The following is an 11,952-nucleotide window of genomic DNA, read 5'->3' on the forward strand; positions in this document are numbered from 1 at the left end:
GGAGGTGACGCGTTATGAATATATCCTTGCAAGCCCGAACCCGAGATCACGTAAAAGAATTCTGGGAAAAAACACAAGATAGTGAAATTCAAAACATGTTTCCAAGTAGTATTTCTTCTCTGGAAGAGGCTTTGGCTCTTTTTGAAAACTCTCTTCAAAATAATGCGACCAGCTACGGAAAAGTCATTCTAGTTGATGGCCTCTATATCGGTGATATCTGGTGCTATGGGATCGATGTAGCCGATGAAAAAATGGCAATGCTGAGCATTGTAATCTTCGACAAATCAAAATGGGGCCAGGGTATTGCTGCGACCCTTATTCCACCATTTCTCGATGAAGTCTTTCATCGATATCCGATCCAATCAATTGGTGCCTTCACCTACACATCCAATCAGCGTTCCTTGAGAGCCCTTCAGAAATCCGGTTTTCAGTCATTGGAAACCTTTATTGAAGATGGGATCAAATCCATATATCTAGAATATAAAAAAGGATAACACTCTCGTGTTATCCTTTCCTATTTAATCTTCTGGAATCTTTCCTTCTTCATACCATTTTCTTGCGATATACAAGAATGGCGTGTCCGCTGCTGCCACAAGGAACTTCAACACATAGGTTGATAGCAAGATCTCCCATAGCACTTCCATTGGGAATACGCCGTAGAAGGCAATAAAAGTAAACAAGACCGAATCGATCAATTGGCTGACCATGGTTGACCCATTATTTCTCAACCACAATTGCCCTTTTGATGGAAACTTCTGCTTTAACTTGTTGTAAGCCCAAACATCATGCAATTGAGATGCTGCATAAGCTGCCAAGCTACCCACTAAAATACGCGGCATAATTCCAAAGATCGTCTCTAGAGACGCCTGCGCAAAGTCAAAGGCATTTGCTTCAAAATACAAAGCCAATTGCATCAGAACTGTGAGAGAAATCAGAGCAAAGAACCCCAGATAAACCGCGCGTTTCGCATCACGTTTTCCATAGTTCTCCGACAAGATGTCCGTTACCAGAAATCCTGTCGCATAGACAATATTTCCAAGCGTTGCTGCTACTCCAAACAAATCTACACTCTTCACTACCTGCACATTGGCAATAATAATAGAGATCGGCACCCAAGCATATAATCCTAATTTTCCAAACTTTCGGTAGGCAAACAAAATGAAAACAAAGTTCACAACCAGCATAACCAGCCATAATAATTCATTCATAAAACCACACCCCTTTCCATGCTTATGGTATTTTTAATCAAAAAAAATGCGCTACCCATTTGAGCAGCACAACAAGGACATCGATGATGTCTTTTTCTTTGCTGTGTGCCGTAGTTTTGTTTAAAGACAGGAGGCTTACGAACTGTCTGAGATACAGAATACCATAGAAAAAGAGGATCCGCAAGGGACCCCCGTCTCAATTTACCTTGTCGATTTCTGCTTCTATTAACGATTTGGCAATCTTTGGGTTTGCTGCCCCCCGAGTTGCCTTCATAACAGCCCCCATGAGGAATCCAAAAGCCTTGCCGTTTCCTGACTTAATTTCTTCAACCGCCTTTGGGTTTTCCCCTACGATTTTCGCGATCAGCGCCGTCAATTCATTTTGATCGCTGTTCTGCTTCAATCCCAAATCTGCAATGGTCTCATCGATCGTAGCCCCTTTTTCCCACAGGACTTCGAAAACCTGTTTGGCTGCCGAATGAGAAAGCTCTCCCGATTCAATTTTTTCAATCAAAGCGAGCAATGTAGATGCATCAACCCGAAAGCCTTCCCCGGATCGGTACAAGCGAAGTCCTTCCGTCAGTATCCAAGTTGCAAGCTTTCTGGGATCGGAATGGCCTTGCCCCGCCTGATCCATCAAGCGAGCCAATACCGCATCTTCCGTCAGCTTCGTTGCTTCATCTAGATTCAAGCTGTAGCACTTCTGAAATCGCTCTCGACGCTGAATCGCGGTTTCTGTCGGCAAATCAACCCATGCTGCATCAATCTGCTCTTGAGTTAGTTGAATAACTGGCAGATCGGGATCATCAAAAAACCGATAATCCTCAGCATCCTCTTTGGATCGCATGGGAATTGTTCGCCCCTTTCCCGCGTCCCATTTTCTTGTCTCTTGAACAATCTTGTCGCCTTCCCCAAATCGAAGAAGATCGGATTGCCTTTTCACTTCCTTTTCCAAGGCCTTTTGCACTTCCCGAAAGGAGTTAATATTCTTGATCTCCACCCGGGTACCTAAGACTTCCGTTCCTGGTTCTTTCAAAGAGATATTGGCATCGCATCGCATGGACCCCTGGTCCATTCGGCAATCCGAAATCCCTGCAAAATCCAATTGAGCGCGAAGTGCCTTTAAAAATTCTACCGCTTCTTCTGGTGATTGTAGATCGGGTTTCGTTACAATTTCAATCAATGGAATCCCCGAACGGTTATAATCGGCTAGGGAAAAATGTTCATATTCCGGATGCATCAACTTGCCAGGATCCTCTTCCATATGGATCCGCTCCAAGTGAATCATCACACGCTGACCATCCCGCATGATCTCAATTCCACCATCCGTGCAAATCGGTTCTTGATACTGGGTGATTTGATAGGCCTTTGGCAAATCGGGATACATATAGTTTTTTCGTGAGAACTGGCTGATGGGCTGAATCTTCGATCCAAAAACGCCACCAGCCCGAATGGCAAGGGAAACGGCTTCCTTGTTGACCTGCGGCAAGGTACCGGGCAAGCCTAGACAGATGGGACATACCTGGGTGTTGGGTGCTGCGCCAAATTTTGTTGAGCATCCACAAAACAGTTTCGTCTGTGTTTTCATTTCAACATGAATTTCCAATCCAATTACAATATCATACATCCTAGCCCCTCCTTCCAAAAATGCCATTTTTCGCTTCCAAACCTTTTAAAACTTCAAAAATCATCTCTTCCTGACCGTGAGCAGCCATAATCTGCATGCCAATGGGCAATCCCTTTTCACTCTTGGCGTAAGGAATCGACAAAGCGGGAATCCCAGTCAAACTGGCCGGTACCGTAAAAGCATCCTCTAAATACATCCCCATGGGGTCATCGCTGTGATCTCCCAATCGAAATGCCGGTGTAGGCGTCGTCGGCATCAAGAACAAGTCGTAAGACTGAAACAAAACTTCCATTCTTTTCTTCAGGGTTGCCCGATACAAGTGTGCTTTTTTATAAACTTGATCCTGATAGCCTGCTGACAGCACATGCGTGCCGAATAGAACCCGGCGCTTCACTTCCAATCCAAATCCTTGAGATCGGCTGGCTCTCATCTCTTCTTCTACCGATGAACCCCTTCCTTTTAGGCCATATCGAATGCCGTCGAATCGTCCCAGATTGGAAGACGCCTCAGCGGAGGTTAACACATAATAAACGGATACAGCTTCAGAGGGCAAGGCAAATTCAACTTCCTCCACAAGGGCACCTGCCTCTTGAAACTCCTGAACCAAATCTCGATAGGCCGCAAGAACCGATTCTTCAATTCCCATCTTTTCAATCCCTCTCACAAGACCAACACGCAGTGTGGTAAAATCAGATCTTTCTTTTTGAATCTGATAGCCTTCCCCCGTGCAGGTCGGATCCTTTTCATCTGCTCCAGCAATGACTGAGAAGAGTTGCTCACACTCTTCCACCGTTTGGGTCATGGGCCCAATCTGATCAAAGGAAGAGCCAAAGGCAACCAATCCGTAACGAGAAACCCGTCCATAGGTCGGTTTCAAACCAACAATGCCGCAATAGGCTGCCGGCTGACGAATCGATCCACCCGTATCCGTACCCAAGGCAGCCGACACCATGCCTGCCGCCACAGCTGCAGCGCTTCCACCTGATGATCCACCCGGCACATAATCGTGGTTTACGGGGTTCTTGGTTTGCTGAAAGGCCGAATTCTCCGTTGAGCCACCCATGGCAAACTCATCCATATTCGTTTTTCCAACAAACCATGCACCGGCTTTTCGCAAGCGCTCAATCGCTGTCGCATCATAACTGGCACGATGAGTCTTCAGCATCTTGGATGCACAGGTAAGAGGCTGTCCCTTGACGGCAATATTATCCTTGATTCCCATAGAAATCCCCGCCAAAGAACCTTTGCTGCTCTCCGCTTCTTCTCTTTGCTTTTCACCGTCCTTCATGTCGAAGGAAAGAAAGGCGCCTATGGCCTCATCCTTTTTCTTTATCTCTGAAAATACTTGTTCAATCGTTTCCATTTGCGCCTCCTAATCCATAACTCGAGGGATCACCAAAGCTTGATCCTTGGTTTCGCCTTCTTCCCATTCCGGCTGATAGACCTCTTGACGTAAAATGTCTTCGCGAAGCAACAAGCTAGGTCGAGGATTCTCCTCACCGACTTCTACGGTACCAATACGCTCAAAATGTGCAATCAATCCAGCAAAGGCTTTTTCAATCGCTGGAAATTCCTCTTCTTTCAAAGCAATTCTCGCAAGTTTTGCGGCTTTCTCTATATGATCTCTCATTTTTATTCCTCCAATCAAGGCCTTAGACGATGCAAGTCACGTGGCAATAGGGTCGCTTGGCGAATATTGTCCAATTTCAAGAGTTGCATGGTCAGTCGCTCCAAGCCAATAGCGAATCCACCATGGGGCGGCATGCCATACCGAAAACTATCCAAATAAAATCCAAATGACTGAGGATCCATCTTCGCCTCTACCATGCCGTCGTACAAGTCTTTATATTGATGAATCCGCTGTCCACCTGTGGTAATCTCCATCCCCCGAAAAATCAAGTCAAAGGATCTTGATGTCCCTTCTCGCTCTCCTGGATAGGTATAGACTGGGCGTTTTTCCAAGGGATACTCAGTTAAAAAATAGAAGGGTGATCCCGTTTCCTCTTCAATGATTTGGCCCAAACGTTTCTCCTGGCCACCATTTAATGTGACCCCGGTTCGGATCCCTTCCGACTCCAGTCTTTCTTTTGCTTGGGACATGGAAATTCGAGGAAAGGGCTTTCGCTCTGGCACAGCTGCTTGAAGCCGACTCAGCTGACACTGGCATGTCGCTTCCAAGCGATCAAAAATTGCAAATAATAAGGATTCTTCCAAATCCATCAAATCTTTTTCATCCTGCAAGAATCCCATTTCCACATCCAAACTCACATACTCGTTCAAGTGGCGCTGGGTGGCATGCAGTTCTGCCCGGTAGGCGTGTCCCACTTCAAATACCCGTTCAAATCCGGCGCCGACCATCATCTGCTTGTAGAACTGTGGACTTTGAGCCAAAAAAGCTCGTTGTCCGAAATAATCAACCGTGAAGACTTCCGAACCGCCTTCCGTGGCTGCATCAATAATCTTTGGTGTATGAATTTCGGAAAATCGTCGTTCAATCAAAAAGTCTCGAAAGGCGGTAACAATCTCTTGCTCAATGCGAAAGACGTCTCGTGTTCTGGGTCTACGAAGGCTCATTGTCCGCACATCCAATTGTTTTTCCAATCCTGCGTCTACCGTGCGGCCATTGATCGAGAAGGGCAATAGATCATAGGCAACCTCAGCTAACACTTCAATCTTGTGCAAGTGAATTTCGACCCCCGCATCTTGACGCTCTGTGCCAACAACTTGGCCAACAAGCTCTACCGGCGTTTCCAGACGAAGGGATTCAGCAACTTCCGGGTCGCAAACCACCTGAACCAATCCAGTTGCATCCCTCAATTGAAAAAACCCGGCTGTTTTCAGTTTCTGAATCTTATGAATCCAACCTGTAATTTCCAGCACTTCCCCTGTCATACCCTGTAGATCTTCGATAAAAATTTTCTTCATTTTTTCCTCCTTGGTTCCATCCGAGGAAGTGTTGAGGGTATAAAAAAAACTCTTCGTCCCCCAAATAAGGGACGAAGAGTTAACTTCGCGCTACCACCCTAGTTGCCGTTAAAAAACGACCACTCACCTCAGTACGGAAAATTTTCATTTTCGATACTGTCCAATGTGTTAACGGGTTGGTTCCGTCCAAGCCTACTTTTTGCATTTCGGTTGGCCGCTCAGGGATGTTCTTCACAATCATGTCTCATCATCCGGCTTCCACTATCCCCGACTCGCTAGCATGGTCCATGCTGTTACTCTTCCCGTCTATGCGTTTATTGTTTTTGATTATACGACAAGTGTCTTTGCCTTGTCAAGAATTTTTTGAATTCTTTTTAGCCATCTTACCAAATTTTGAAAATATGATACAATTATTCTATAGAAATGTAGTATATGAGGAGGATCCACATGGAAAACAAATTACGAAATTATGCAAAACTTGCCATCCAAGTCGGAATCAATATTGCACCGGGCCAAGAATTGGTCCTAAACGCTCCAACCAATGCGATTCCCTTTGCTCGCATGGTTGTCGAAGAAGCCTACGCTGCAGGTGCAAAGGATGTACATGTTTTCTGGAACGATGAAGTCACCAGCAAGACTCGCTATAAGATGGCACCCGACCAAGCCTTTGAAACTTTTCCGGCATGGCGGGCAGAAGGATTGGAAACCATCGCAAAAAACGGCGGTGCATTTCTCACGATTCTCACGCCAAATCCAGATTTAATGAAGGGCATTGATCCACATAGAATGCAGACTTGGAACCGTACGGCTATGACTGCCTTAAAAGGGTATCGACATTACACCATGAACGGGCTATGCAGTTGGAGTCTTCTTACCATCCCTTCAGAGGCTTGGGCATCCAAGGTCTTCCCTAACGATGCGCCAGAAACAGCCATGGATAAGTTGTGGTCGCAAGTCTTTTCTATTGTCCGCGTAGACCAAGATGATCCCGTTCAGGCATGGAAAGATCATATTGCTTTCTTGAAGGATCGACTAGACTTGTTAAATAGCAAGGGGTTTCGTTCCTTACGATATCAATCGAAAACTTGTGCTTTTACCATCGATTTGCCCGATAATCATATCTGGGTCGGTGGATCTATTCCCAATGCCAAGGGACGAGATTTTGTTCCCAATCTACCAACCGAAGAAGTCTTTACCAGCAATCTAAAAACCGGACTCAATGGATGGGTGAAGGCAACACGGCCACTAAGTTATCAGGGTAATCTGATCACCGATTTTTCAATCTGGTTTGAAAAGGGAAAAATTGTTCGCTATGAAGCTGCATCCGGTCTAGAGGCATTAAAATCCTTGATCGAAACCGATGAAGGATCATATTATATCGGTGAAGTTGCTTTGGTACCTTACGATTCCCCAATTTCAAACTCCAATATTGTATTCTACAACACCCTCTATGATGAAAATGCCTCCTGCCATTTGGCCATTGGAAATGCCTATGGCATGTGTTTGGAAAATGGCGATCAAATGAACGAAGAAGAGCTTGCCAATGCAGGGTTAAATCGTTCTTTGGCTCATTCTGATTTTATGATCGGCTCGGCTGATTTGTCCATCGTGGGAATCACAAAATCCGGCGAAGAGATTCAACTCTTTATCGATGGAAATTGGGCATAAAACTTCACCCCCATATCCTTGGATATGGGGGTTCTTACATTTTCCTGAAATTTCCATTTTAATTATTTTCACATGGTATACTCAACAAAAAAGGAGGACTACTCATGAATGAAAATCCTGTCCTAGTGATTAAGGACGTTCGCAAATCATATATCCCTGGAAAACCCGTTTTAAGAGGCATTGATTTCTCTGTCTATCCCGGTGAAATTATTGGCTATATCGGAGCAAATGGTGCTGGTAAAAGTACGACAATCAAACTGATCTTAGGCTTGTTGTCCATTGACGAAGGTGAAATTTCGCTATTTGGCCAGCTTATTGACCCAAACAAAAGTGACTTCAAGCGCAGAATTGGTTACGTACCCGAGGGGGGCGAACTCTATGAAAACTTAAGTCCTGCCGAGTATTTTGACTTTCTTGGCACCCTCTACGAATTGTCGCCCGAAACCACGAAAAGTCGGGCCAAAGCACTCATGAAAATTTTTGATATCGACGGCAACTACCACAATCGCATGGCTTCCTTCTCCAAAGGAATGAAACAAAAAGTCTTGATCATCAGCAGCATGCTACATAATCCTGATATTCTAATTCTCGATGAACCCTTGAACGGCATGGATGCCAATAGTGTCATGATCTTTAAAGAGGTCTTGTCTACCCTGGCAAAAAAGGGAAAAACAATCTTCTATTCCTCCCACATTATGGAGGTCGTGGAAAAAATATCAGATCGCATTATTTTACTTTCCGATGGGAAAGTCGTTGCAGACGGCAGTTTCCAACAATTAAGCGCACAAAATCATGAGGCTTCGCTAGAAGGACTCTTTAACGATCTCACCGGCTTCACCGATCATCAAGAACTGGCTGAACGGTTTGTCAGTATTTTGGAGGAAGAAGCATGAGAAATACCTTTGTTAACAAACTAGATTTTCTCGCATCTCCCGTAGCTAAAATGGGCTGCGATTGGGAAAAGGTGAAAGCCGTTCTTGATCTTCAATTAACACTGGATGCAAGAAGAAAATCAACAGCAAGCAAGAAAAAAGGGAAACGGGAACATGGCATCTTTCAAATGATGGCTCTGATGTATGGCATCTCGGGCGTCTTCACCGCCTTGATTGTTTCTTCCATTCCTGATTCCTATGTACGCGTGTCTTTGGGATTCTTCTTTATCTTCTTAATGGCTGCTCTTATTATGATCACCGACTATTCCGCTATTATTCTGGATAAACAAGGCCAATTCATCTTACAAACAAAGCCCATCGATCAAAAAAGCCTACACCTTGCAAAACTCCTTCATATTTCTGTCTATATGGGATTTATGACCCTGGTATTGGGTCTACCCCTGCTTCTATTAGAGGGCTATTATGATGGGTGGCAAGGCGTGCTTATCTGTCTTCTTGCTTATCTTGGCATGGACTTAATCACAGTCGTATTCACAGCCTTTCTCTATGCAGGGCTTTTGCGATTATTCAGCGGTGAAAAACTACGCGATATGATTCAATATCTGCAGGTCGGCGTCACGATTATCATGATGCTCTCCTATCAAGTCTTCAATCAGGGTATCGAACTCAAGGGAGCAAGTGCTCATTTGTCGCCTGCCTGGTGGCACCTTTTACTCCCCTCTCAATGGTATGCCAGCTGGATGACAACGGAGAGTGGCGCCTTGCCAATTCTTCTAAAAAGTGCAGGTATACTTTTACCTATTGGTATGATCCTGCTCTATATGAAGATACTCGCTCCTCGATTCGATTCCATGCTTTCTCGACTTGATGAAAACAAAGAAAAAATCGACAGCAAAAAGCTAGACCATTCCATGAATAGGCAACGACTAGTCGCCAAACTTTTCACCCGTCATTCTGAGGAATCAGCCGGTTTCATCATGGGTTCTCGACTCTTAAAAAGAGAACGGAAAATCCAATTGATCGTCATTCCACAATTGGCATTAGGAATTATTTTTCCTCTGTTAATCATCATGCCAACATTGATGCGGGGAACTTCCCTGTCTGAACTCCGAGAACTTCCCCTTTATTACGCCTTGTATATGACTGGATTTATGGTCTTACCCTTAGGGATCTATGGGATGAAAAGCGAATACTTTCAAGCTGCTTGGATCTTTAATGCGCTCCCAATACAGAGTCCAAATCAAATGAAACGTGGCTTAATGAAAAGTTTTTTTGTCCGCTATCAATTGCCTGTTTTTATTGTTCCCACTTTGATTTTTATCGGCCTTTACGGCTTGAGTGCCTTAGATGAAATTGTCTCGATTTTCTTTCTTCTGTGTTTCTTTGTCCGCCTGAATCATCGAAGCTTCGGTGAGGCTTTTCCATTTTCAGAGGATATCGCGGCGATTCAAGACAACAAAAACAAATTATTGCGGATGATCTTCTTGAACATGGCCGCCATCATCGTTATCGGTCTTTTGCATGCAGCAGTTAACTTTCTCTTGCATGCATCCTGGGTATTCTTACTATTCAGTATGGTTTTGGCTATTTATGCATGGGAAACGGACCGCTTCCTCAAAAAAGTACAGCGAGAATCATAATGGGAACCCGCACATGCGGGTTCTCTTTTGCTTGTATTGAGAAGTTTGATAAAATATACTAGTAAGGACATTACGATAAAAGGAGCACACCATGAAAAAAATGAAAAAACAAATGATGATCATCGTGATCATCCTACTCTTACTTCTTACAGGGTGTACAAGACCAACCTCAGTTGAACCAAAAGAGCCTGCCCAGGTTGAGACCCCAGTGGAAGCGGAAATTCCTATCGATGAGGCGACAGAACCCAAAGAACCAGAAGAAGCGAAAGCAACGACGGTAACTTTCGGAAGAAGTGAAGGGCGTGTCATTGTCAATCAATTCTTGACTGCGATCAACGGTGGGAGTTTTGACATTCGCAGAATTCTTTTCGACAGAAGCCAATATCAACAGCAAGCAGATCGAGTCAACCTGCAGCTTTCCCTATACAGTTATCAGTATAGCCCTGAAAATGAAAGCTTGGAGATTGAATACAGAATTGCAAATCCATCAGAACTGTGGCTCTATTCCTATCGCGATGCTTCCATGCATCTAAGCAGCATTCTTGAAACAACGGATGGACAACAAGCAATATCAATGGATTATGGCTATCCACAGACTATTTTGCCGCCAAAGTCTTATCTTTATTTCACCCATACCTTTAGCGAAATCCGAAACCCGGCAGCCTTGTTCCGTATACGCGCTATGGATGAGGAATTTGAAATTGATCTTTCCAATGATGCAGCCATTGCTGCAAGAGAGTTCACTTTTCCATCCTCACGCGAAACCGCTCTCTCATTCCAAGAATTCTTTAGAAAAATCAAGGTGATTGAGAATCAATCTTGGAACCTGATTCCCTTTAAGCACCTCACTGATGCAAAAATTACGTCTATTAAGTGGGACGATCTTGGAGGGGTTATCACCCTTACCATCATACCCGATGCCTATGTTCCACAACTCGCCTTGGAAAAAGAACACTATCGATTCCAAGTGATGACGGATGCAGGTGAAGTGATTCCAACAGAGATTGTCAGTGTAGACGGTCAATTGGATGAAGATCGCTATGTGCCGAGAGAACCGGTGACCATGACACTAAAAATGAATCAAAGAATTCTCGATCCATGTACGGCAATCCAATTGCATATGGTCTATGCGATTCCTACCCAGGAATCTCGCACCATCTACTTGGAGGATGGTACAGAATCCCTTCGTGATTATGACAATATGGACGAAGTCAGCTATTTCTCTGATTTTATTTCCTTGAAATCTGATGTAAGTCGAGAAGAGATTGCACCCGTTGAAGAATCCTTTTATCTAGACATTCTTCCCTTAACGGAAAATCGAATGAAATCTGCTTTGGTTGAAGAACTCCTCCCATTCTTGGAAACAGAAAAATTCATGGTCTCATCAGCATCACAGATCGAAACCTTTGAAATCTTAGAGGAAACTGTGCATTCTCCCATTCAGTTGGAAGTCAAGATTCACTTGTCGATTCCATCCGAAGAATCAAATGTGCTAGAAGGCGATTTCTTTGTTCTCTATGAGTACAAGGATTCCACTTGGACTGTCAATCAAATTAAATTTGCATCATAACACAAGAAGAGGGCGTGTCGCTCACAAGCGACATGCCCTCTTCTTAGATATAATAAATCCTATTGGAAATTTTTTTCCCATTCTTTCACTTTAAATCCAAGCAAGATTGTTTCCCCAACAAGCAAGGGCCGCTTCACCAGCATCCCATCCGTTGCCAAAAGATCCAATTGTTCCTGATCACTCATGGTTGGCAATTGATCTTTTAGATGCAATTCCCGATACTTCATACCGCTTGTATTGAAGAATCGCTTTAGCGGCAATTCGCTTTGTTCCCACCAAGTTCTCAATTCTTCAGCCGTTGGATTTTCCTCTACAATATGACGAACATCCACTTCGACTTTCGACTCCTCCAACCATTTCATGGCTTTCTTACAGGTCCCACACTTCGGATAAATCAATACCAAAGGTTTGATCATGTCTC

Annotated in this window: 11 protein-coding genes and 1 other annotated feature; of the genes, 5 read left to right on the forward strand and 6 right to left on the reverse strand. The window is 44.2% G+C overall.

What is annotated here, in order from left to right:
* Nucleotides 1-14: 14 nt before the first annotated feature.
* Nucleotides 15-494: a GNAT family N-acetyltransferase gene (locus AC25CA_RS13495; RefSeq protein WP_486814354.1), complete on the forward strand. Its 480-nt coding sequence runs from the start codon at nucleotides 15-17 to the stop codon at nucleotides 492-494.
* Nucleotides 495-518: 24 nt separating this feature from the next.
* Here the strand turns inward: AC25CA_RS13495 and AC25CA_RS13500 are convergent, their stop codons facing one another.
* The 5 genes from AC25CA_RS13500 to aspS all read right to left on the reverse strand — a co-directional run bounded on the left by AC25CA_RS13500 (nucleotide 519) and on the right by aspS (nucleotide 5,760).
* On the reverse strand, nucleotides 519-1,208 hold the full coding sequence (locus AC25CA_RS13500) for a queuosine precursor transporter (protein ID WP_486814355.1): 690 nt from the start codon (nucleotides 1,206-1,208) through the stop codon (nucleotides 519-521).
* A gap of 196 nt (nucleotides 1,209-1,404) precedes the next feature.
* The gene (gatB, locus tag AC25CA_RS13505; protein WP_486814356.1) at nucleotides 1,405-2,835 is read right to left on the reverse strand and encodes an Asp-tRNA(Asn)/Glu-tRNA(Gln) amidotransferase subunit GatB; all 1,431 of its coding nucleotides are present in this window, start codon (nucleotides 2,833-2,835) and stop codon (nucleotides 1,405-1,407) included.
* 1 nt (nucleotide 2,836) lies between these two features.
* Complete coding sequence (gene gatA, locus AC25CA_RS13510; RefSeq protein ID WP_486814357.1) at nucleotides 2,837-4,198, reverse strand: Asp-tRNA(Asn)/Glu-tRNA(Gln) amidotransferase subunit GatA; 1,362 nt, start codon at nucleotides 4,196-4,198, stop codon at nucleotides 2,837-2,839.
* Nucleotides 4,199-4,207: 9 nt separating this feature from the next.
* A complete protein-coding gene (locus tag AC25CA_RS13515; RefSeq protein ID WP_486814358.1) occupies nucleotides 4,208-4,465 on the reverse strand; it encodes a hypothetical protein in 258 nt (85 codons plus the stop codon).
* Between the two features lie 14 nt (nucleotides 4,466-4,479).
* Nucleotides 4,480-5,760 (reverse strand): aspartate--tRNA(Asn) ligase, encoded by a 1,281-nt coding sequence (gene aspS, locus AC25CA_RS13520; protein ID WP_486814359.1) that lies wholly within the window; start codon nucleotides 5,758-5,760, stop codon nucleotides 4,480-4,482.
* A 64-nt stretch (nucleotides 5,761-5,824) separates the two neighbouring features.
* Nucleotides 5,825-6,078 (reverse strand) — a binding site (T-box leader).
* Between the two features lie 129 nt (nucleotides 6,079-6,207).
* On the opposite strand from aspS, the gene AC25CA_RS13525 reads away from it, so the two are divergent.
* From AC25CA_RS13525 to AC25CA_RS13540, 4 genes are all read left to right on the forward strand, one after another.
* Nucleotides 6,208-7,428, forward strand: a complete 1,221-nt coding sequence (locus tag AC25CA_RS13525; protein ID WP_486814360.1) for an aminopeptidase — start codon at nucleotides 6,208-6,210, stop codon at nucleotides 7,426-7,428.
* A 104-nt stretch (nucleotides 7,429-7,532) separates the two neighbouring features.
* Complete coding sequence (locus AC25CA_RS13530) at nucleotides 7,533-8,321, forward strand: ABC transporter ATP-binding protein (protein WP_486814361.1); 789 nt, start codon at nucleotides 7,533-7,535, stop codon at nucleotides 8,319-8,321.
* Complete coding sequence (locus AC25CA_RS13535; RefSeq protein WP_486814362.1) at nucleotides 8,318-9,961, forward strand: hypothetical protein; 1,644 nt, start codon at nucleotides 8,318-8,320, stop codon at nucleotides 9,959-9,961. The genes AC25CA_RS13530 and AC25CA_RS13535 overlap by 4 nt, the downstream gene beginning before the upstream one ends.
* 91 nt (nucleotides 9,962-10,052) lie before the next feature.
* Entirely contained in the window at nucleotides 10,053-11,531 is a 1,479-nt protein-coding gene (locus AC25CA_RS13540; RefSeq protein ID WP_486814363.1) for a hypothetical protein, read from the forward strand.
* A 59-nt stretch (nucleotides 11,532-11,590) separates the two neighbouring features.
* Here the strand turns inward: AC25CA_RS13540 and AC25CA_RS13545 are convergent, their stop codons facing one another.
* Nucleotides 11,591-11,947: an arsenate reductase family protein gene (locus tag AC25CA_RS13545; protein WP_486814364.1), complete on the reverse strand. Its 357-nt coding sequence runs from the start codon at nucleotides 11,945-11,947 to the stop codon at nucleotides 11,591-11,593.
* Nucleotides 11,948-11,952: the final 5 nt, after the last annotated feature.

The sequence above is a fragment of the Gottschalkiaceae bacterium SANA genome, assembly GCA_036323355.1.
Lineage (GTDB): Bacteria > Bacillota > Clostridia > Tissierellales > GPF-1 > GPF-1.